This window comes from Allosalinactinospora lopnorensis (assembly GCF_000981225.1).
GTDB lineage: Bacteria > Actinomycetota > Actinomycetes > Streptosporangiales > Streptosporangiaceae > Allosalinactinospora > Allosalinactinospora lopnorensis.
Window position 1 is genome coordinate 1 of sequence record NZ_LAJC01000010.1, and the last position, 21071, is coordinate 21071.

Annotated in this window: 21 protein-coding genes; 11 read left to right on the top strand and 10 right to left on the bottom strand. The window is 69.2% G+C overall.

Annotation, left to right across the window (positions count from 1 at the left end):
- Positions 1-66: 66 nt before the first annotated feature.
- From VS93_RS05425 to VS93_RS26720, 4 genes are all read left to right on the top strand, one after another.
- Positions 67-663 (top strand): DUF1707 SHOCT-like domain-containing protein, encoded by a 597-nt coding sequence (locus VS93_RS05425; protein ID WP_046468919.1) that lies wholly within the window; start codon positions 67-69, stop codon positions 661-663.
- A gap of 309 nt (positions 664-972) precedes the next feature.
- Positions 973-1608, top strand: coding sequence for a lytic polysaccharide monooxygenase auxiliary activity family 9 protein (locus tag VS93_RS05430; protein WP_052745559.1), 636 nt, complete (start codon positions 973-975; stop codon positions 1606-1608).
- 217 nt (positions 1609-1825) lie between these two features.
- A complete protein-coding gene (locus VS93_RS05435; RefSeq protein ID WP_046468920.1) occupies positions 1826-3214 on the top strand; it encodes a class II fumarate hydratase in 1389 nt (462 codons plus the stop codon).
- Positions 3215-3420: 206 nt separating this feature from the next.
- Entirely contained in the window at positions 3421-4968 is a 1548-nt protein-coding gene (locus tag VS93_RS26720) for a serine/threonine-protein kinase (protein WP_052745554.1), read from the top strand.
- Positions 4969-5085: 117 nt separating this feature from the next.
- Here VS93_RS26720 and VS93_RS05445 read toward each other — a convergent pair whose 3' ends face one another.
- Positions 5086-5730 (bottom strand): aggregation-promoting factor C-terminal-like domain-containing protein, encoded by a 645-nt coding sequence (locus tag VS93_RS05445; protein ID WP_046468921.1) that lies wholly within the window; start codon positions 5728-5730, stop codon positions 5086-5088.
- A 560-nt stretch (positions 5731-6290) separates the two neighbouring features.
- Here VS93_RS05445 and VS93_RS05450 point away from each other — a divergent pair.
- A complete protein-coding gene (locus VS93_RS05450; RefSeq protein WP_162231645.1) occupies positions 6291-7265 on the top strand; it encodes a GDSL-type esterase/lipase family protein in 975 nt (324 codons plus the stop codon).
- Between the two features lie 8 nt (positions 7266-7273).
- Here the strand turns inward: VS93_RS05450 and VS93_RS05455 are convergent, their stop codons facing one another.
- The 4 genes from VS93_RS05455 to VS93_RS05470 all read right to left on the bottom strand — a co-directional run bounded on the left by VS93_RS05455 (position 7274) and on the right by VS93_RS05470 (position 12126).
- Entirely contained in the window at positions 7274-8695 is a 1422-nt protein-coding gene (locus VS93_RS05455) for an alkaline phosphatase D family protein (protein ID WP_236700361.1), read from the bottom strand.
- A 275-nt stretch (positions 8696-8970) separates the two neighbouring features.
- Complete coding sequence (locus VS93_RS05460) at positions 8971-10338, bottom strand: PhoH family protein (protein WP_082126646.1); 1368 nt, start codon at positions 10336-10338, stop codon at positions 8971-8973.
- A 303-nt stretch (positions 10339-10641) separates the two neighbouring features.
- Positions 10642-11403, bottom strand: a complete 762-nt coding sequence (locus tag VS93_RS05465; RefSeq protein ID WP_046468924.1) for an isoprenyl transferase — start codon at positions 11401-11403, stop codon at positions 10642-10644.
- Between the two features lie 129 nt (positions 11404-11532).
- Positions 11533-12126: an RNA polymerase sigma factor gene (locus VS93_RS05470; RefSeq protein WP_046468925.1), complete on the bottom strand. Its 594-nt coding sequence runs from the start codon at positions 12124-12126 to the stop codon at positions 11533-11535.
- 176 nt (positions 12127-12302) lie between these two features.
- Here VS93_RS05470 and VS93_RS05475 point away from each other — a divergent pair, with 176 nt between their 5' ends.
- On the top strand, positions 12303-13685 hold the full coding sequence (locus VS93_RS05475; protein ID WP_046468926.1) for a serine/threonine-protein kinase: 1383 nt from the start codon (positions 12303-12305) through the stop codon (positions 13683-13685).
- Positions 13686-13700: 15 nt separating this feature from the next.
- On the opposite strand, the gene VS93_RS05480 is transcribed toward VS93_RS05475, so the two are convergent.
- From VS93_RS05480 to mca, 4 genes are read right to left on the bottom strand one after another with little or no spacing between them, the layout of a single operon-like run.
- Complete coding sequence (locus VS93_RS05480) at positions 13701-14351, bottom strand: hypothetical protein (protein ID WP_046468927.1); 651 nt, start codon at positions 14349-14351, stop codon at positions 13701-13703.
- A gap of 36 nt (positions 14352-14387) precedes the next feature.
- A complete protein-coding gene (locus VS93_RS05485) occupies positions 14388-16418 on the bottom strand; it encodes a thioredoxin domain-containing protein (protein WP_046468928.1) in 2031 nt (676 codons plus the stop codon).
- A 55-nt stretch (positions 16419-16473) separates the two neighbouring features.
- The gene (locus VS93_RS05490; RefSeq protein WP_236700362.1) at positions 16474-16743 is read right to left on the bottom strand and encodes a hypothetical protein; all 270 of its coding nucleotides are present in this window, start codon (positions 16741-16743) and stop codon (positions 16474-16476) included.
- A 5-nt stretch (positions 16744-16748) separates the two neighbouring features.
- Entirely contained in the window at positions 16749-17627 is an 879-nt protein-coding gene (mca, locus tag VS93_RS05495; protein WP_173434262.1) for a mycothiol conjugate amidase Mca, read from the bottom strand.
- A gap of 160 nt (positions 17628-17787) precedes the next feature.
- On the opposite strand from mca, the gene VS93_RS05500 reads away from it, so the two are divergent.
- The 3 genes from VS93_RS05500 (at position 17788) to VS93_RS05510 (ending at position 19336) form a co-directional block, all read left to right on the top strand.
- Positions 17788-18201 (top strand): DUF4307 domain-containing protein, encoded by a 414-nt coding sequence (locus tag VS93_RS05500; protein WP_046468931.1) that lies wholly within the window; start codon positions 17788-17790, stop codon positions 18199-18201.
- 229 nt (positions 18202-18430) lie between these two features.
- Complete coding sequence (gene greA, locus VS93_RS05505; RefSeq protein ID WP_046468932.1) at positions 18431-18931, top strand: transcription elongation factor GreA; 501 nt, start codon at positions 18431-18433, stop codon at positions 18929-18931.
- A 180-nt stretch (positions 18932-19111) separates the two neighbouring features.
- Positions 19112-19336, top strand: a complete 225-nt coding sequence (locus tag VS93_RS05510; RefSeq protein WP_046468933.1) for a hypothetical protein — start codon at positions 19112-19114, stop codon at positions 19334-19336.
- Here the strand turns inward: VS93_RS05510 and VS93_RS33270 are convergent.
- The gene (locus VS93_RS33270) at positions 19333-19539 is read right to left on the bottom strand and encodes a toxin-antitoxin system HicB family antitoxin (RefSeq protein WP_173434263.1); all 207 of its coding nucleotides are present in this window, start codon (positions 19537-19539) and stop codon (positions 19333-19335) included. The genes VS93_RS05510 and VS93_RS33270 overlap by 4 nt on opposite strands.
- A 45-nt stretch (positions 19540-19584) precedes the next feature.
- Between VS93_RS33270 and VS93_RS05515 the strand changes: the two genes are divergently transcribed.
- Positions 19585-20730, top strand: a complete 1146-nt coding sequence (locus tag VS93_RS05515) for an RNA-guided endonuclease InsQ/TnpB family protein (RefSeq protein WP_046468934.1) — start codon at positions 19585-19587, stop codon at positions 20728-20730.
- A 100-nt stretch (positions 20731-20830) separates the two neighbouring features.
- A complete protein-coding gene (locus tag VS93_RS31090; RefSeq protein ID WP_269082806.1) occupies positions 20831-21070 on the top strand; it encodes an RDD family protein in 240 nt (79 codons plus the stop codon).
- The last annotated feature ends 1 nt before the right edge of the window (position 21071 follow it).

The following is a 21071-nucleotide window of genomic DNA, read 5'->3' on the forward strand; positions in this document are numbered from 1 at the left end:
GGCGCGGCCGCCGGCGGCCGCGGGGCGGGCACGCGGGCTCCGGAAGTGCCGATAGCGTGAACTGTCGTGAGCGAGGGTGTTTCGCCGGCCCGGATCCGGGCCGGCAACATTGACCGGGAGCGCGTCATCGAGGTGCTGCGTTCCGCGGTCGAGGACGGCAGACTCGACATCTCCGAGTTCGAGGAGCGCGCCGATCGCGTCTACCGGGCCCGCACCCTGGGCGACCTTCCCGCGATCACCGAGGATCTGCTCCCTCCCGAGCACCAGCCGATCCGGCTGGAGAGCGAACCGGTCGCGGCCGTCTTCAGCAACGCCGGGCGCTCCGGCCGGTGGGTGGTTCCTGACAGGCTGCCCGTGATCGCCCTGTTCGGCACCGCGGAACTGGACCTGCGCGACTCCCTGCTGCTCCGCAAGCACAGCACGGTGCATGCCTCCGCGCTCTTCGGCCGCATCCACGTCGTGGTGCCCGAAGGGGTGGAGGTCCGGGTGCGCGGATGGGGGTTCCTCGGCCGGCGCACCACGACGGTGCGGCGGTCCCGGTGGAACGATCCACCGGTTCTGGAGTTCGAGGGCTTCTCCATGTTCGGCTCGCTCACCGTGCGGGCTCCCAGGGCCCGGCGGAGCTGGCTGCCGCGGCGCCGGCGGCGCAAAGAGCTGGGGTAGCGGCCGGCGCGGTCGAGGAACACCGGCCCCGCAAGAGACCACCCGGCAGGTTAGGGGTTTCTAGCTTTCAAGTAAGTACCGCCACGGGCGGCACCGGTCCGCATCGTCATCTGCTTTGGTCTATGCCGTTGCCCGCACTCCGCGGCGAACATGGTAAAGAGAAATTGGAAAGACTCTTAACATTTCGTGGTGACCGTGCGATATTCGCGGCAGCAGGAACCAAGTGCGCACTGTTCCGCTCCTCCACCGAGGATCCCCGGGGTGCCCCGCCCCGGCCCGCTCTCCCTGTCTTTCGAGGAGGATCGCACCGTGAGAAAACGACGCACTGTGACCACACTCGCCGCGGTAGGCGGCTTCACCATGCTGTTCTCGGTCTTCGCCGCGGGCTCCGCCCACGCGCACGGGACCATGGCCGACCCCGCGAGCCGGGTCTACCAGTGCCTGCAGGAGGGTCCGGAGTCCCCGCAGTCCGCGGCCTGCCAGGACGCCATCGCCGAAGGCGGCACCCAGCCGATCTACGACTGGAACGAGATCAACATCCCCAACGCCGACGGAAGGCACCGCGAGATCATCCCCGACGGCCGACTGTGCAGCGCCGGACGGGACAAGTACGCGGCGTTCGACGCCCCGCGCGACGACTGGCCCTCGACCGGCCTGCCCTCCGGCGGGACGGCGACCCTGACGTTCCACGCCTCGGCCCCGCACGTGGGGACCTACTACTTCTACCTGACCAACGACGGCTACGACCCGACCGAACCGCTGAACTGGTCGGACCTGGAGAGCGAGCCGCTGGCCGAGGTCACCGACCCGGAGAGCGACGGCCAGGGCATGTGGAGCACCACCGTGGACCTGCCGGAGAGGAGCGGCAAGCACCTGCTCTACGTGATCTGGCAGCGCTCGGACAGCCCTGAGGCGTTCTACTCCTGCTCCGACGTCGATTTCTGACCGCGGTCCCGTTCCGCTGGACGAGCCCGCCGAGCGGTTCCCGGGGTCCCCGGCCCGCCCCCACAGGCCAGGGCCTCCCCCTCCCCAAGGCGCCTCCACGGATCCCACACGGCAGCGGGTACGTCCTGGGAGGTCAGAGCGACAGAGGGCGGGGTGCCCGCCCGATCGCGCATCTGGCAGGCTTGGGCGTACGTTTCCGTGGAGGTGTCTTTCAGCGATGAGTGAATTCCGCATCGAGTACGACTCGATGGGCGAGGTCAAGGTCCCCGCCGACGCCAAGTGGCGGGCGCAGACGCAGCGCGCCGTGGAGAACTTCCCCATTTCGGGTCAGGGGCTGGAGAACGCGCACATCGCCGCTCTCGGCCACATCAAGGCCGCCGCCGCGAAGGTCAACGGCGAGCTGGGCGTGATCCCGGAGGGCCTCGCCAAGGCTATTCGCGAGGCGGCCCTGGAGGTCGCCGAGGGCAGGTGGAACGACCAGTTCCCGATCGACGTGTTCCAGACCGGCTCGGGGACGTCGAGCAACATGAACACGAACGAGGTCGTCGCGACGGTGGCCGGCGACCGCTTGGGCGAGTCCGTGCACCCCAACGACCACGTCAACGCCTCGCAGTCGTCCAACGACGTGTTCCCCTCGTCGATCCATATCGCCGCGACCTCGGCCATCGTCAACGAGCTGATCCCGGCGCTGCAGCACCTTGAAGGGGAGCTCACCCGCAAGGCGGAGGAGTTCCGGACGGTCGTCAAGAGCGGGCGCACCCACCTGATGGACGCCACCCCGGTCACACTGGGCCAGGAGTTCGCCGGCTTCGCCGCACAGGTCCGCTACGGCATCGAGCGGGTGCAGGCGGCACTGCCGCGGGTGGCCGAGCTCCCACTCGGCGGTACCGCTGTGGGTACCGGGATCAACACGCCCGAGGGCTTCGCCGCCAAGGTGATCGCTGAGATCGCGCAGACCACCGGACTCCCGCTGACCGAGGCCCGCGACCACTTCGAGGCGCAGGGCGCCCGCGACGGCCTGGTCGAGCTGTCCGGCCAACTCCGGACGATCGCGGTGAGCTACGCCAAGATCGCCAACGACATCCGGTGGATGGGCTCCGGGCCCCGCACCGGCCTGTCCGAGATCTTCCTGCCCGACCTGCAGCCGGGCTCCTCGATCATGCCCGGCAAGGTCAACCCGGTGCTGTGCGAGACGATGCTGCAGGTGTCCTCCCAGGTCGTCGGGAACGACGCCGCGGTCGCGTTCGGCGGGGCCTCGGGCAACTTCGAGCTCAACGTGCAGCTGCCGATGATCGCCCGCAACGTGCTGGAGTCGATCCGGCTGCTCGGCAACGTGGCCCGGGTCTTCGCCGACCGCTGCGTCGCCGGGATCGAGGCCAACGAGGAGCGCTGCAGCGAGTACGCGAAGTCCTCGCCCTCCATCGTCACGCCACTGAACCGCTACATCGGCTACGAGGAGGCCGCCAAGGTCGCCAAAGAGGCGCTGGCCGAGCGCACGACGATCCGCCAGGTCGTCCTGGAGCGCGGGTACATCGCCGACGGCAAACTCACCGAGGCCCAGCTCGACGAGGCGCTCGACGTCCTGAAGATGACCAACTCCCAGTAGGCGGCAGCACCAGCGAGGCCGGCGCCCGACCGCGGGCGCCGGCCTCGCTGCGGTGGGGGCCGGTTCCGCATCCGGATGGATCCTTTCGCCGCGTCATCGGGTCGTAGTTCTTAGTAATCTGCTGTCGGCTCCCCGAAGCTCCCTGTGCGAGCCCGCTCCGAGCCCGACGGCGAACCTTCTGCCCTCCTTTCGAAAGGCGATGATTGATGACCTCCGGATCGGACACACGGGTCGTGGCCGACCGCTACCATCTGCGGCGCCGGCTCGGGCGCGGCGGAATGGGCGTGGTGTGGCAGGCCTGGGACCCGGAGCTGGAGCGCGAGGTCGCGATCAAGGAGGTCCTCGTCCCCGAAGGGCTCTCGCCCGAGGAACGCGAGGAGGCGCACGCCCGCACCAGGCGCGAGGCCCGATCCGCGGCCCGGCTCAGCCACCGGTCGATCATCACCATCCACGACGTCTTCGACTTCGGCGACCACCCGTGGATCGTGATGGAGCTGATCACCGGGCGCGCGCTGGACACGGCGCTGAAGGAGAACGGGCCGCTGCCGCCCGAGCAGGTCGCCTCGATGGCGTCGTCCCTGCTCGACGCGTTGCTGCTGGCGCACTCCAAGGGGGTCGTCCACCGCGATATCAAGCCGGGCAACGTCATGCTGGCCGACGACAAGCGGGTGATCCTCACCGACTTCGGCATCGCCACCATCGACGGCGAGACCGCCATCACCCGCACCGGCGCGCTCATCGGCTCCCCCGAGTACATGGCGCCGGAACGGCTGCAGCAGGAGAGCTCGGAGACCCCCTCCGACATCTGGAGCCTGGGCGCCACCCTCTTCGCCGCGGTCGAGGGCCAGTCCCCGTTCAAGCGCGAGACCGTCACGGCGTCGATCTCCGCGGTCCTCTCCGCGCCCATCCCGCAGCCGCAGCGCGCCGGTCCTCTCGCCCCGCTCCTCATGGGGATGCTCGACCGCGACGTCACGCGGCGGCTCGGGGCCTCGCAGGCCGCCCAACTGCTCACCGCGGCAACGCCCGCCGCGCCGCACCAGCCCACGGGCGCGAACCCGGCCATGGCCACGCCCGCGGGCGGGATGCTCCCGCCCACCCAGCAGTACCCGCCCTCGCCGCCCATGGGCCCTCCCGGTCACCAGCCGGGTCCGGGAGGCTTTCCGGAACCCGCGAAGACGGGCAACAAGAGGAAGGTCTACACGGTGCTCGCCGCCGCCGGGGCCCTGGTGCTACTGATCGCCATCGGCGCGGTGTGGGCGGCGAAGCGGCCGCTCGACACGGAGTACCGGCTCCACGCTGCCGACCATTTCAGTTTCGAATACCCGGAGGACTGGACGGTCGAGGAGGACGACGACCGCATCACCGTCACCCACCCCGACACCCGCGAGGAGATCTTCTTCGTCATCGACAGCTACAGCCCCGACGAGGACCATCCCGTCGACGAGATCGAGGAGAAGAGCGACGGGGACTGGGAGACGGCGGATCTCGACGGCTACGAGCGGCTGAGCTTGGAGACCGTCGACGGCGACTACCTCCCCGAGAGCTGGTCGGCCGCGACCTGGGAGTACCGGCACACGGACGAGGACCAGGACCACCCCGACCGCCACCGGCTCCGCCATCAGATCCACCGCGAGGGCGCCATCGGACGCGAGGCCGTCTGGTTGTCGTGGGACCTGCCCGAGGGGCAGTACTCCAGGCATAAGCGGATCATCGAGCACGTGAACCGCTCACTGCGGTCGCACGACTCCTTCTGAACTCCGGCCCCACCTCACCACCGGCGCGTGAACGCTCGTTGCGGACCCGCCCGGTAGGAAACGGAACGGGGCCCCGCGATCCGGATGATCGCGGGGCCCGTTCTCTCGCCTGCGGGATCAGTACCAGCCGTTGGCCTGCGAGTGGCTGTGGGCTTCGCAGGGGGACCCGTACCGGTCGTCGATGTAGCCCAACCCCCACTTGATCTGGGTGGCCGGGTTGGTCTGCCAGTCAGACCCCTCGCTGGCCATCTTGCTGCCGGGCAGAGCCTGCGGAATGCCGTACGCACCGGAACTGGGGTTCTCGGCGCTGGGATCCCAGCTGCTCTCCTGCTCCCACAGCGGCTCAAGGCAGTCGAACTCGCTCGCGCTCCACCCGTAGTCGCCGAGTAGCGACTTGGCGATGCTCTTGGGATCGCCGTCGGGGACAGCGGAGTCGTCCGCGGAGTCGCTCTCCGCTTCTTCCTCCTCCTCTTCCTCCTCGGCCTGGGTCATCCCCGCAGCGGCGGCGGCGCCGGCGGCGCTGGCCTGTTTGCGCTGCTCTTCGGCCTGGTCACGCTCGTCGTCGGAGAGAGCCTTCGGGTCCCCGAAGAAGTCGTCGGCGGCCTCGGTCTCCTTCTCCTCGCCGGGCACCGCCGCGGATGACGCCTGCTCAGGCTGCACGCCGCTGTCCGCGAAAGCGGACACGGCGAACGTCGCACCGGCGACCATCGCCGCTGAACCGACCGCTGTGGCAGCCCGCAGCGAGATCCGGTTGAGTAGCAAGAAACGCCCTTTCGCCAGTCGTACGCCCAGCGATGCGCACGAGCGACCTCAGCCCCGGGTCTCACGGGTGTTTTCAGGATCGGGTGACGGACGGGCCGTGCTCGGCACTGTGATCGCTGGCCGCCGTCGTCACCGGAGAATCGCGTGTGGGGTAGTCAGGGGGTGTTGATCAGCGGCACCCATCCCACACGCCCCAGGGGCTCCTTCTGGAACGGCATCCACCCTGCCGCATGATCACGGCGCAATAACACTATTTTGCTTGTTGCTTGGGTCACATCACATATAGCTCCGATGTGTAACTAAATGGACCTGCACAGGCACACGCAGAGTCACCCCTCGCCAGCCATAGGGCAAGTTCGCGTTCCGTTCCAACCAATTGGTTACCAAAAGCCCAAGAAGTGGTCACGCACCGCCGCACCGCGCATGGGCGGCGGCCCATCGCCGACGCGGGCCGTCGTCTGTTCTACTCGGGATCGCGGGGTGACTACCGGCCGAATCTCCCGGAGGATCCCCGAGGGCCGCCCGAGAGACCTCTGCCCCCAGCGAAGGGACGACCCCCCGTGCCCGTCCGAGGACGTCTCGTTCACCGCCTTCTCGTCGCACTCCTGGCCTGCCCCCTGTCCTGCCTCCCGGCACTTCCGGCCTCTGCCGCCGGAGCGGCCCCGCGCGCCGATACGGGGCCGTACCGGATCATGCCGGCGGGGGACTCCATCACCCAGGGCGAGGCCGGTGACCGCACCTGGCGCTACCACCTGTGGACGCACCTCGCCGAGCACGGCGAGGACGTCGAGTTCGTCGGCCCCCACGACGAAACCCTGGAGTGGGGCGGATTCATGAACAACGACGCCGGAGCCTCCGGCTACCACGATCCCGACTTCGACAGGGACCACAACTCCCAATGGGGCCGGACGGTCGCTGAGGCGAAGACCACGATCGAGGGCACCGTCGATGCCTACCGGCCCGACCTGATCATCGTCCAGCTGGGAGTGAACGACCTCTTCTGGCCCGACGCCGACCCCTCGTTGATCGAGCAGGACATGCGGGACTACCTGGCCGCCGCCCGGCGGGCCGGGCCGGACGCCGAATTCGCGATCGTGGAGGTACTGCCCACGCGGCAGGCCGGCGACGACCCCGAGTTCGCCGCCCGCGCCGACGACTTCAACCGGCGCCTCCGCGGCCTCGCCGCGGAACTGTCCACCGAGGAGTCGAGCATCGTCACCGTCGACGTCGCCGCGGAGGGGTTCGCCCCGGACGGCGACACCAAGGACGGGACGCACCCCGATCCCAGCGGCGAACTGAAGATCGCCGCCGCGGTCTCCGACACCCTCGACGAGGAGTTCGCCCTGGGGGCGCGCTTTCCCCGGCCGCTACCGGACCTCGGGGAGGACGAGCAGGACGCTCCGGCCGAGGGGGCCGCGTCGCCGGCCGTGCTGGGGGGCGCGCTGGTACTGGCCGGCGGTGCGACTCTGGCCCTCGTGCTGCTCGCCCGGCGGAGGAGGCGCGAGACCGACCCGGACGGCGCTGAGACGGCCTGAGCCGCCGGCTAAGCGCCGCCCGGGGTCAGGGTGGTCGACCACAGGGAGTCGCCGTTGTGGTCGCGCAGATGGACGGTGAGCTCCTTGCTCCGGCGGTCGATCTCGACTTCGCCGAAGTGCTGGAACCCGCCCAGCGGCGATGTGTTGGCCTCCGGCGGGGTGTTCTGGAACACCACCTCCGGACCGAAGGTCGGATCGAGCTCGTTCGGGCCGAACGCGCCGGCGTGCAGCGGACCGGAGACGAACTCCCAGAAAGGGGTGAACTCCCGGCCGCTCGCGCGGTCCGGGGAGTAGCGGTGCGCGGCGGTGTAGTGGACGTCGGCCGTCACCCAGACGACGTCTCGCGCGCCCCTGCGGTGCAGGTCGTGCAGCACCCGGTCGATCTCGGCCTCCCTGCCGAGCGGCTCGCCCGGACTGCCGTTGGCGACCGCTTCGACATCCTCGTCGCCGTCGGGCACCACCAGTCCCAGCGGCATGTCGGAGGCGATGACCTTCCAGGTCGCCGCGGAGGCCGGGACCTGTTCGATCAACCAGTTCACCTGGGAGTCACCGAGGATCCGCTCGTAGGGGGCGTTCCCAGGCGAGTTGGGGTCCCGGTAGGGCCGCATGTCGATCACGAAGATGTCCAGGTCGGGACCGTAGGACAGCTTGCGGTAGATCTTGCCGTCGACGGCCTCGGCGGGGACGATCGGCTGCCACTCGTGGAAGGCCCGGTGCGCCCGCTCGGCGAGGACGTCGATGTCGGTCTCGGTGTAGCGGTCGTCGTCGAGGATCCGGCCCGGGTACCAGTTGTTGACGACCTCGTGATCGTCCCACTGCACGATCTGCGGAACCCGGGCCGCGAACCCACGCAGCGCGTCGTCGAGGAGGTTGTAGGCGAACTGCCCGCGGAACTGCGCCAGCGACTGGGCGACGTCGGCCTTCTCCTCCGTCACCACGTTCTTCCAGACCCGGCCGTCGGGCAGGGTGACGCTCTCCTCCAGCGGAACGTCCGAGTAGCAGACGTCACCGCTGTTCAGGAAGAAGTCGGGTTCGCGGTCGGCCATGGCGTTGAAGATCGGCATCCCGCCGAGGTCGGGGTTGATTCCCCAGCCCTGGCCCGCGGTGTCGGCTGAGAACAGGAACCGGATGGTGCCGTCGTCCGCGCCGCCCGCGGTGCGGAATCCCCCTTCGACGACCTCGCTGCTGCTCTTGCCGCTTTCGGCGTGCACCCGCAGGTACACCTGCCGGCCGGGGTCGAGTCCGGTGATGCGGACCCGACCGGTCCCGTCGGTCTTGGGAGTCAGCTCGGGCCCGCGGATGGTGCGCGAGTCGCGGAAGTCCGGCCGGCCGGAGACCTCGACGACCATCCGGGCGGAGCGGTCCGCCCTCGTCCACACGACAGCGCCATCGGTGCGGGGGTCGCCCAGCTGGATGCCGTGGGTCAGCACCGGACGGTTCCTTCCCCGGGCGAGGGCGGGTGCGCCGCCTCCGGCGAGAGCGGCGGTTCCCAGCCCTGCCGCGCCGTATCTCAGCAGGGAACGGCGGGAAAGGCGGCTGTCGGACGGCGGCGGAACGGCCATGCGGGGGGGCTCCTCGTCCTCAAGGGGTGATCGCACCGGTTTTCTACCCGCCCGCCGCGTCCCGCTCCCGAACTCGGGGAGAAACCGCCTTGAACACGCCCCGGGACGCGGCCGGGCCCCGCGCCGCGTCCCGGGGCGCGCGTTCAGCCTTCGAGCATCTCGGTGACCAGCGCCGCGATGGGCGAGCGCTCCGAGCGGGTGAGCGTGATGTGCGAGAAGAGCGGGTGCCCCTTGAGCTTCTCCACCACGGCGACTACACCGTCGTAGCGGCCGACACGGAGGTTGTCGCGCTGGGCGACGTCGTGGGTGAGCACGACGCGGGAGTTCTCGCCGAGGCGCGAGAGCACCGTCAGCAGCACGCCGCGCTCCAGCGACTGTGCCTCGTCGACGATGACGAACGCGTCGTGCAGCGACCGGCCGCGGATGTGGGTCAGCGGCAGGACTTCCAGCATCCCCCGGTCGACCACCTCATCGATGACCTCCTGGGAGGCCACCGCGGAGAGGGTGTCGTGCACGGCCTGGGACCACGGCGACATCTTCTCGTTCTCGTTGCCGGGCAGGTAACCGAGGTCCTGACCGCCCACCGCGTACAACGGGCGGAACACCATGATCTTGCGGTGCTGGTTGCGTTCCAGGACCGCCTCAAGGCCGGCGCACAGCGCGAGCGCCGACTTGCCGGTGCCCGCGCGGCCCCCCATGGAGACGATGCCGATCTCGGGATCGGTGAGCAGGTCGAGCGCGATGCGCTGCTCGGCGCTGCGGCCATGCAGGCCGAAGACGTCGCGGTCGCCCTTCACGACCTTTACCGATTTATCGGGTAGCACCCGCCCCAGGGCCTTCCCCCGCTCCGACACCAGTACCAGTCCCGTGTGGCAGGGCAGGTCACGTACCGCCTCGATGTCGGTCGAGCCGTGCTCGAAGAGCTCGGAGATCTCGTGCGCCGGCACGTCGAACTCGGCCATCCCCGTCCACCCGTGCTCGATGGCGAGTTCGGCGCGGTACTCGTCCGAGGTCAGACCGATCGAGGACGCCTTTATCCGCATCGGCAGGTCCTTGCTGACGAGCACGACGTCCCCCTCGGCGCCCTCGATGTCCGCGTCACGCCCCGCCTGCAGGGTGCGCGCGACCGTCAGGATCCGGGTGTCGTTGTCACCGAGCCGGAAACCCGCGGGCAGGATGGTCGGATCGCTGTGGTTGAGCTCCACCCGCAGCGTCCCCCCTTGCTCGTTGACCGGGACATCGACGTCGAGACCGCCATTGGCGATCCGGAGGTCGTCCAGTCTGTGCAGTGCCTCGCGGGCGAAGTACCCCAGTTCCGGGTGGTACCGCTTGCTCTCGAGCTCGGTGATGACCACGATCGGCAGGACCACCTCGTGCTCGGCGAATCGGGTGATCGCCGCTGGATCGGCCAGCAGGACGCTGGTGTCGAGCACGTAGGTTCGCCGCTCGCCCGGCTCCGTCGAGGAAACGGGGGCGACAAGGTCGCGGCGGTGGGTCGAGGAACTAGCCACTCGTTCTCCCCTTGGGCACCGCGAAGGCGCCCTAGACTCACGGGAATACCAAGGACCGGGACCAGCCCCTGAGGGCCGGAACCGGCCCTCTTCACGATGAGTTCCCTCACTGAACAGGACCTCAATGAGCCGGGGCCTCCCGAGTGGACGGGTACGCACCATCCACCGGTTCCGACGGTACCCGGCTCCGTTGAAAGAGCAAGACCCCAGCTCACATCCCGTGTGAAGTTCCGGTTACCGGGCGTGTCCCGACAATGGGTCGGAAAGGACCGGAAACGGGGACGGGCGGTGAGAGGTGCGGGCTCAGGAACCGAACCGCCGGTTGCGCGCGCCGTAGGCACGCAGGGCGCGCAGGAAGTCCACCCTGCGGAAGGCAGGCCAGAAGACCTCGCAGAAGTAGAACTCCGAATGCGCGCTCTGCCAGAGCAGGAAGCCCGAGAGCCGCTGCTCTCCCGAGGTCCGGATGAGGAGATCCGGGTCGGGTTGGCCACGCGTGTAGAGATGCTCCGCGATGTGCTCCGAATCGAGGCGCTCAGCGAGCGCTTCGATACCGGTGCCCTTGGCGGCCTCCGCGTACAGGAGAGCCCGCACCGCATCGGCGATCTCACGTCTACCGCCATACCCGACAGCGACGTTCACAATCAGGCCGGAATCGCCGGATGTGGCCGCACCGGCCTCTTTCATCAGCCGGGCGGTGGAGTCGGGCAGCAGATCGAGAGCTCCCATGGGGTTGACGTTCCACCCCTCGTTGCGCAGCCGCTCCACCGTCTCCTCGATGATCCGCAGCAGCGGTTCGAGCTCCTCGCGGGGCCGGGAGAGGTTGTCGGTCGACAGCAGCCACAGTGTGACCACCTGCACGCCGACCTCGTCGCACCAGCCCAGCAGCTCGAAGATCTTCTCGGCGCCGGCCTGGTGCCCGTGCCTGACGTTGGCGAAACCGCTGGTCTTGGCCCATCTGCGGTTGCCGTCGAGGATGACGCCCACGTGGCGCGGGATGTCATAGCTGCCGAGTTCGCGCTCCAGCCGACGCTCGTATAACCAGTAGAGGGGGTCGCGCAGCCCCATGAGACGCTACCTTTCGCCACCGTTGAGGGGGAACCAGTGGTGTCCTCGCCGCCCACAGTCCGGGCCCGGTCGCGGCGTCCCTGCTCGTGAGGCTGTGAAGACCAGCCCAGCCTAGGGCGCTTGCACCCGTTACGTCACAGCGAGCGACTTCCGTACGTGCTTGCGGCCCTGGTGGATACGGGACTTCACAGTGCCGAGGGCGAGATCCAGTTCCGTGGCGATCTCACCGTAGTCCATCTGGCAGAGGTCGCGGAGCACAACGGGGGCCACCAGGTTGGGGTGGTCCTTTTCGAGCCGATCCAGCGCCTCCAGCAGATCGATGCGGGAACCGGCGATGACGCTTGTGGTACGGGGGTCGTGCTGATGCGGGATGTGTTCGACCTCGGTCGGATACTCGACCGAGCGCCGCTTCATCGACCGGTACGTCTGCCGCGCCGAGTTCGACACCACCGTATACAGCCAGGTGGAGAAGAGCGAGTTCCCCTTGAAACTGCCGATCTTCCTGGCGACCCGCAGCAGCGCGTCCTGACACGCCTCTTCGGCGTCCTGCCGGTACGGCAGGAAACGCGCACACCGCCGAAGCACTTCCGGCTGGATCCGGCGGAGCAGTTCCTCCAGCGCCTGGCTGTCGCCGTCGCGGGCCCGGCGGGCCAGGTCCTCCAGGATCTCGTCGACTTTCGCGGCCGGCTTCCGAACGCTGTGCTCCTGATCCGGTGTGCGCATGGCTGGTCCCTCCCCGCTCGTCAACAGCGGTCCTGCCGTCTGGTAATTACACGCTTGTCCCCTACTGCGAGGTTCACATCCAACTCAGACGCGTAGGGATCTGCCCCGAATCCCGGAGATTAGTCAAGGGGTGCTGCCGAATGTTTGCCGGACACGGTAACGGTTAAGCACCTCCTGTGACACAACCGGAGGCCTTCGGCCGGTACCGCGTCATCCGACATCTGGGCTCCGGGTCGTTCGCCACTGTCTGGCTCGCACACGACGACCGGCTCGACACCCCTGTGGCGGTCAAGGTTCTGGCCGAGAACTGGACGCACCAGCTCGACGTGCAGGAGCGCTTCCTGGAGGAGGCGCGCATCCTGCGCCAGACCGACTCCACCTGGCTGGTGCGGGTGCACGACCTCGACGTGCTCCCCGACGAGCGGCCCTACATGGTCATGACCTACGCCGACCAGGGCAGCGTCGCCGACCTGGTGGCGAAGGGGCCGCTGCCGCTGGACGACGCTCTCCGGCTGCTGACCGAGATCGGCCAGGGCGTCACGGTGCTGCACCGGCACGGCACCATCCACCGGGACATCAAACCCTCCAACGTGCTGCTCCAGTCCTCCCCTGTCGGCCAGCGCGTCCTTGTCGCCGATCTCGGGTTCGCCAAGAGCATCGACCGGGCGTCCGGTTTCACCGCGGCCGCCGGCACCCCCGGCTACATGTCGCCGGAGCAGAGCGCGGTGGGGGGCGACATCGACATCCGCGCCGACGTCTACTCGCTCGGCGCGGTCGCCTACGAACTGGTCACCGGGCGCCGCCCCCCTCCGCCGCCGGCCCGGGTCCGGCCCCGGCGGCTGCGGCCGGGAATACCGCCGGCGCTGGACGAACTGATCATGTCCTCCCTCTCCAAGGACCGCGCCGACCGGCCGCAGGACGCCGCGACCTTCACCGAGCGGGTGCGGGTGATCCGGATGACCCCGGACCTGGTCACGGCGGTTCCGTGGCGGCTGCGCTACCGGTCCGCGTGGGTGCGGGCATGCGGCGCGACCGTGGCCGCGGCCCTGCTGCTGGTCGGGGCCGCCCCGGCCGCCGCGCAGCCGGGTATGTCCTTCACCCGGGTGAGCGACGTGACCGGGGAGATCAGCCTGGCGGTCCCCCATGCCTGGGCGCGGCAGGTGCAGCCCAACGGGTGGTCGCCGCGGGAGCTGGGGCTTACGGGCGGACACGAGCCCGGCCTGCTGGTCGCCACCGATGTCGCGCAGTGGCGCGACAGCGAGGCGCACACCTCCGGCGTCTTCGCCGGCCTGCTGCGTACCCCCGCGGCCGGGAACCGGCTGGACCGGATCATCGACGAGGCCCCCTGCCCGGGCCCCGCGCGGCAATGGCGGGTCACCGGCGAGCACTGGACCGGAGAGGTCCGGCGGTGGGACGGCTGCCCCGGTTTCTTCACCGCCGCGGCGCTGCGCCCGGTCGACGGAGGCGCCACCCTGTACCTGGAGATCCGGCAGCGCACCGACCAGCCGCAGCTCATCGAGCAGGTGATCGACGGAACCCGGGTCAACGAAAGCGGATAGGGCAGCCGGCCTCGCTCAACGCGCGTAACGGGAGAAGTCCAGCGAGCGCACGACCCGCTCGTAGTCCTCCCGCGGGACGTCGTCCGCCATGGCCGCGACGCCGAACTCCACGTCCACCTCGGGGGCGTACCAGATCCTTGTGCCGAACCGGGTGCCGTCGGCGCAGGTGAGCATCCACTCCCCGACCTCGACGCGCTCCCCGCTCACCACGGTGAACCGGTCGCGCTCGACGGGTTCGACCGCGACCGGCTCCGCCTCCTGCTCCAGGCCACCGCCGGACGTGCGGCAGCTCGTTTCCGGCCGCCGCCAGCCGTCCGCGGCGTCGAGGCTCCTTCCCTGGGGGTCGATGTGTCCGCTGCGCGCCGCCTCCGGCCGGATCCTGAGCGCGGCGGGCGGACAGCTGGGATCCTGCGGGTCGGACGCTTCCGACGCCTCCTCTCCCGGGGGTGCCAGGCATGCGCCGGAGACCTGCGCCTGCCATCCGCTCGGCAGGACGAGACTCATGTCGTTGAAGGCGTGCAGGTCGTCGCCTTCGTAGAGGGGGTAGCCGTCGCTGGCGGAGGCCGCCGGATGGGCAATGCCCGGCACAACCTCGGTCTGGCCCGAGCAGGCCGCCAGCACCGCGAGGAGCGGCACGAGCAGTCCGCTGAAAGCACGGACGCCCATGATTCCCCCTCGTGCCGCTCCGCCGGTACCCCCGAGTCAGGACGCTGCCCCGGCGAGGCGCTCGCGCAGCGCCGCCGGCGTGGTCACAGGGAGATCGCAGCTGAATCCGTAACACACGTAGGCGGCCGGCGATCCGTTCACCAGTGTGCGCTCGTCGAGCAGCGGGATCCCGCCGTCGTCCGTTCCGTCGCCCAGGGTGACAGCGGTGCCGACCGGTGCGCTCAGCAGTGCGGTGCGGTGCAGCTCCGCTGTTCCGGGGTCGTCGTCCGGGCCGACCACGGCGACCTCCACCGGCCCGGTCAGCAGCGTCTCGGCGACGGTCAGGCCCCACCCGGCGAACCGGGGCGCCTTCCGGGCGAGCGTGGCCGCAGGCGCCAGGGCCGCCTCGGCGGCCTCCCGGTGCCGCGCCGAACCGGTCAGCCCCGCATAGGTCAGCAGCGCCCCGGCGGCGGCGAACCGGCCGGAGGGGGTCACGTTGTCGGTCGGATCCTGCGGGCGGTTGAACAGTTCCTCCGCGTCGTCCGCGGTGTCGTAGAACCCTCCCTCGCCGTCGGGGAAGTGCCGCAGCACCGCGTCCAGCAGCCGCCCCGCGACCTGCACCCACTCCGGCTCACCGGTCACCGCGTGCAGCGCGAGCAGCCCTTCGGCGACATCGGCGTAGTCCTCCAAGACACCGGCGCTCTCCCCCACACGCCCGTCCCGAGAGGTGCGCCGGATCCGGCCGTGGCTCTCGTGTACCTCGACCAGCAGCCGCGCCGCGTTGCGGGCACGCTCGACCAGGTCGGGGCGCTCGAAGAGCGCGCCCGCCTCGGCCAGTCCGGCGATCGCGAGGCCGTTCCACGCCGCCACCACCTTGTCGTCGCGCTCCGGCGGGACGCGCTGTTCACGTGCGGCGAGCAGCGCCGCGCGGACCCGCTCGTAGCGCTCCCGGTCGTCGGGGTCCTCGCGCAACTGCAGCACGGACGTACCGTGCTCGAAGGTGCCGGAGTCGGTGACGCCGAACAGCCGGGCCGCCCACGCGCCGTCCTCCTCGCCGAGCACCTCGCGCAGCTGGCCGGGGGTCCAGACGTAGTAGCGCCCTTCCTCTCCCTCGCTGTCGGCGTCGAGCGCGGAGGCGAAGCCGCCCTCGGGGGTCAGCAGCCCCCGGACCATCCAGTCGGCCGTCTCCAGGGCCACCCGCCGGGCGAGGTCGCCGCCGGTGGCCCGCCACAGCCGGGTGTAGCCCCGGACCAGTTGGGCGTTGTCGTAGAGCATCTTCTCGAAGTGCGGTACGACCCATTCCGCGTCCACCGAGTAACGGGCGAAACCGCCGCCGATCTGGTCGTACATGCCGCCGCGCGCCATGGCCTCCGCCGTGCCGGCGGCCATGTCCAGACCCTGCCTCTTCTCGACCGTGAGCTCCCGTTCCCCGCTGCGTTCGCGCTCGTGCCGCATGTGCCGGCTGACCAGGAAGGACAGCAGCATCGACGGCGGGAACTTCGGCGCGCTCCCGAAACCGCCGTTCACGGCGTCGTAGTCGCGGGCCAGCCCGCGCACCGCCTCGTCGAGCTCCTCCCGGCCGGGCGCTTTGCCCGCGTCCAGCGACCGCGGGGCGCTCAGCGCCTCGACCACACGACGGCCCTGCTCCACAACGCCCTCGCGCTCCTGCTCCCAGGCGCGGCGAACGCCGAGCAGGAGCCGCTGGAAGTGCTCGCGCGGGAAGTAGGTCCCGCAGTAGAACGGCTCGCCCTCGGGGGTGAGGAACACCGTCATGGGCCAACCGCCCTGGCCGGTCATGGCCTGGGTGGCCTCCATGTGGACGGCGTCGACGTCGGGGCGCTCCTCGCGGTCCACCTTGACGTTCACGAACCCCGCGTTCATCATCTGCGCGGTGGTCTCGTCCTCAAAGGACTCGTGCGCCATGACGTGGCACCAGTGGCAGGCCGAGTAGCCGACCGATAGCAGCACGGGCACGTCCCGCCGTCGCGCTTCGGCGAACGCGGCCTCGCCCCACGGGTACCAGTCCACCGGGTTGTCGGCGTGCTGCAGCAGGTAGGGGCTGGTTGCGTCAACGAGACGATTGCTCATGCCCCCACTCTGCCCGAGTACGGCGAGCCGACACCCTCCGGGGCGTCCGAGCAGGTCAGGAAGGGCCGTTGTTCTCCGGCGTCTTCCCCTCGGTGGTCTCGCCCTGCCCCAGGGTGTCCGCGGACTCCTGGCCGCCGGTTTCCGCGCCGGTTCCGGCCTCCTCGCCGAACTCCCTGCCCTTCACCTCTCTCAGCTTGCCGAGCATGCTCTTCATCAGGAAGTAGAGGACGAGCCCGATCGCCGCGACGACGATGAAACCGAGCACGCCCGGAGTGACGGTGTCGGTGTTGATCTGGGTGTCGGCGAGGATCAGCGCGGCGTTCATACCTCTCATGTTCTCACTGTCTCGCGGACCCCCGCGAACAGGTCGCTTTCGGGAACATCGGTATCGACCAGGGAACGGGCGAGGTGGTAGTCCTCGTAGGGCCAGGCCTCGCTCTGCACGTCCAGCGGCGCGGCGAACCAGACCCCGTTGGGGTCGATCTGGGTGGCGTGCGCGATCAGCGCGCGGTCCCGTGTCTCGAAGTACCCGTCACACTTGACCTGCGTCGTGATCTCCCATTGCGGCCACTTCCGCTCCCGCATCCTCTCAAGCCACTCGGCGAAGGGGTTCTCCAGTCCCCTCGTCTCCATGGCCTCGGCGATGGCCTCGAAGCGGGCACGCGGGAACGAGACGTGGTAGTAGAGCTTGAGCGGCTGCCAGGGCTCGCCGGTGCCGGGGTAGCGCTCCGGGTCGCCGGCGGCGTCGAACGCCTCGACGGAGACCTTGTGCGTCATGATGTGGTCGGGGTGCGGATAGCCGCCCTGCTCGTCGTAGGTGAGCACGACGTGCGGACGGAAGGAGCGCATGGAGCGGACCAGCGGTTCGGACGCGACCTCGATGGGCTGGACCGCGAAGCACCCCTCGGGAAGCGGAGGCAGCGGGTCGCCCTCGGGCAGCCCGGAGTCGACGAACCCGCTGAACTCCTGGTGCACACCGAGGATCTGCCGGGCTTCCGCCATCTCCTTGCGGCGGACCTCCCCGATGTTCTCCCGGATTTCGGGCCGGTCCATGGCGGGATTCAGGATGGAGCCACGCTCCCCGCCGGTCAGCGTGACGACGAGCACCTCGGCGCCCTCGTTGACATAGCGCGCCATAGTGGCCGCGCCCTTACTGGACTCATCATCGGGATGGGCATGGACGGCCATCAGCCGCAAGCGCTCAGACAACGGACAAGTCCCCTTGGTAGTCGTGGAAAGCCAGTACCGACCAGCTCTAACGCGGGCCTCCGCACTTCCCTGGGCCAGGGTCATGCGTAGGGGCGGAGCGGGGGCCACTCAGGACAGAGCTATCTTAGACAACGTAGCCTTGATGTTCGGAGATTCCCGTATGCCCGCCACACCGCACGACCGCGCACCCGAGGCCGCCGAACCGGCCGGGGCCGTGAAGCGCCGCCACGGGAACACACCTATCTTCTTCATCATCGGCCTCGCGGTGGCCGCGGTCTTCACCGTCGGCTGGGGGTACGCGCTGATGAGCTACAACGGCTCCGGGGGCGTGTCCTTCCAGACGGTCGCATGGCGGGTCCTCTCTGAGAACGAGGCGTCGATAACCTTCGAGGTCAGCGGCAGCCGGCCGACGCACTGCGTGATCCTCGCGAAGGACGAGCGGCACGTCGAGGTCGGGCAGACCGATGTCGAGATCGAGCCCGGTAACAGGAACATCACCACATCGGTGGACACGGTTCGTGAGGCTTCGACGGTAGAAGTGGCCTCTTGCAGGGAACAAGGTTCTGCAAAGTAATTACGCCGAGCTGGAACCGCTGGACAGCCCTCGCTCCCCGAACCGAATGCCAGAGGGAATGGCCGCCGATGATCTCCTGGTTCTCTTCCCGTACGAATCCCCGGGTATCTGTCCTGGAGAGAGCCGGGTTTCACGGCCATACCGCCCTGACGGCTCGGTGATAATCTCGTAAGTTCAGCTGCGGCCGGGTGCATGGTTCGCAGTCGCTCGATAGACCAAGGGAGTTCCCGTGACCGAGACCCGCGATGACAACGTCACCTGGCTCACCCAGGAGGCGTATGACCGGCTCCAGGCAGAGCTGGAGCACCTCTCGGGGCCTGGTCGCATCGAGATCGCCGACAAGATCGAAGCCGCCCGCGAAGAGGGGGACCTGAAGGAGAACGGCGGGTACCACGCCGCCAAGGAGGAGCAGGGCAAGATCGAGGCCCGCATCTCCCAGATCCAGAACATCCTTCAGAACGCGCGTGTGGGCGATGCCCCGCGCACTGCGGGCACCGTCGGCCCCGGTATGACCGTGACCATCAAGTTCGAGGGCGACGACGAAGAGATCACATTCCTGCTCGCCTCCCGCGAGGAGAGCGGCGCGCCGATAGACGTCTACTCTCCGAAGTCACCTCTGGGCAGTGCGATCAACGGGAAGAAGATCGGCGAAACGACCAGCTACACCCTGCCGAACGGGAAGAGCCTATCCGTCGAGATCATCGACACCGTTCCATACGGCGGGGAGTGACCCCTACTCGACATTCGCGGAAGGGGTGGCCGTGAGCCACCCCTTCCGCGTTGGGGCGATGCGGCCGACCGGCGCGGGAAGGCGCTCGGGGAAATCCGGTGGATTCCGGACCCGGGCCATACGGCACAATTACCGGGCAGATCCGTTCGAATTCACGCTTCCCCCGAGGATGATGCCCCCGTGTACTCTCCTGGCCAGCCCTACCCCCAGCAGCCCGGCCACCAGGGCCCCGTCCCCGGCCCGTACAGCGGGCAGGGCGGATACGGCCGGCCGCCGATGCCGTACGGCGGTTACCAGCAGCCCTACGCTCCGATCCATCCCACCGTGTACGGCGGCGTGGAACTCGCGAGTTGGGGCAGAAGGGCCGGCGGCTACCTGTATTCCGGCGAGTGCTTTGGCCTTTAGGCCGGCGGTGAAGCCGGTTTCCCGCGTAGCGGGGCAGAGGTAGCCGAATCGCCGTCAGGGCGATTCGGCGTCCCACCCGCCTCGACAGCGCGTCGTACCACGGAGATCAGCCATGAGTTCAGGGAGCGGTCATCAGTGGCAGCAGCAGCGACGGCCAGTTCGTGCAGGTCGTCAGGCAGCCGGAGGTTCACATGCTTGGTCATGGTCCCATTCTGGCGCTGGTCTCATTGTGGACCTAGAATGGGACCATGCAGCTTCGGTATGGCTTCCGCCTGTACCCGCAAGCCGGTCAGCGTACCGCGCTTGCCAAAGCGTTCGGGTGTGCGCGAGTGGTCTACAACGACGCGCTTCGGGCGCGGGAGACCGCCCGCAGCGAGGGGCTGCCGTTCCCAAAGACCGGCGAGTTGTCCACGGCGCTGATCACCGAGGCCAAGAAGACCCCGGAGCGGGTGTGGCTCGGCGAGGTGTCGGCGGTCGTCCTCCAGCAGTCCCTTCGGGACCTCGACGCGGCGTACAAGAACTTCTTCGACGGCCTCAAGGCAAAACGCCCACGCATGGGTGCGCCGCGCTTCAAGTCGAAGCGGGACACGCGCCAGTCGGTCCGGTTCACCGCGAACGCCCGCTGGTCGATCACGACAGGCGGGAAGCTGCGCCTGCCGAAGATCGGCGACATCAAGGTGAAGTGGTCGCGGGACCTGCCCTCGGAGCCGTCCTCGGTGACGGTGATCAAGGACGCCTCGGGTCGGTACTTCGCGAGCTTCGTGGTCGAAACGGCCAAGGAGCCGCTTCCCGAGTCGGCGGCCGAGGTCGGCATCGACCTGGGGCTCACCCATTTCGCGGTGCTGTCGGACGGCACCAAGATCGACAATCCCCGGTTCCTGCGCCGCGCCGAACGACGCCTACGCAAGGCGCAGCAGGCACTGGCCCGCAAGGCGAAGGGGGCGAACAACCGCAAGAAGGCCGTCGCCAAGGTCGCATGCGCGCACGCCAAGGTGGCCGATGCGCGCCGGGACTTCGTGCACAAGCTCTCCGCGCAGATCATCCGCGAGAACCAAGCGGTGTACGTGGAGGACCTGTGCGTGAAGGGCCTGGCCCGCACCCGGCTGGCGAAGTCCGTGCACGACGCGGGATGGGCGCAGTTCACGGCGATGCTCGCCTACAAGGCCGCCCGTCACGGTCGGACCCTCGGCAAGCTCGACCGCTGGTTCCCCTCGTCGAAGCTCTGTTCGGCCTGCGGGGCGGTCGCCCAACCCATGCCGCTGAACGTCCGGAAGTGGGAGTGCCCGTGCGGGGCGCTCCACGACCGGGACGTCAACGCGGCGGTCAACATCCTCGCGGCCGGACGGGTCGAGAGGCTAAACGCCTGCGGAGGGACCGTAAGACCCGCCGCCTAGCGGAGGGCATGACCCGCTGAAACAGGAAGCCACAGAGGTACCGCACGCACGGCACGGGCTGAATCCCCGGCCTTCAGACCGGAAAGCGCGTCAACGGTGGCTGCCGCACGCCGACTCCGGCAGGACCTTCGGCAAATGGGTCCTCGGCGTCCGGCTGATCAAGGCGAGCACGGAAGCCCCCGTGGGCAAGGGCGCCTCGTTCGGCCGTGAGCTGGTCTACTTCCTGCTCACCTACGTCACCTGCGTCGGTTTCTTCATCGACCTGCTGTGGCCGCTGTGGGACGACCAGAACCAGACCCTGCACGACAAGACCGTCAACGGCATCGTCGTCCGAGACTAGC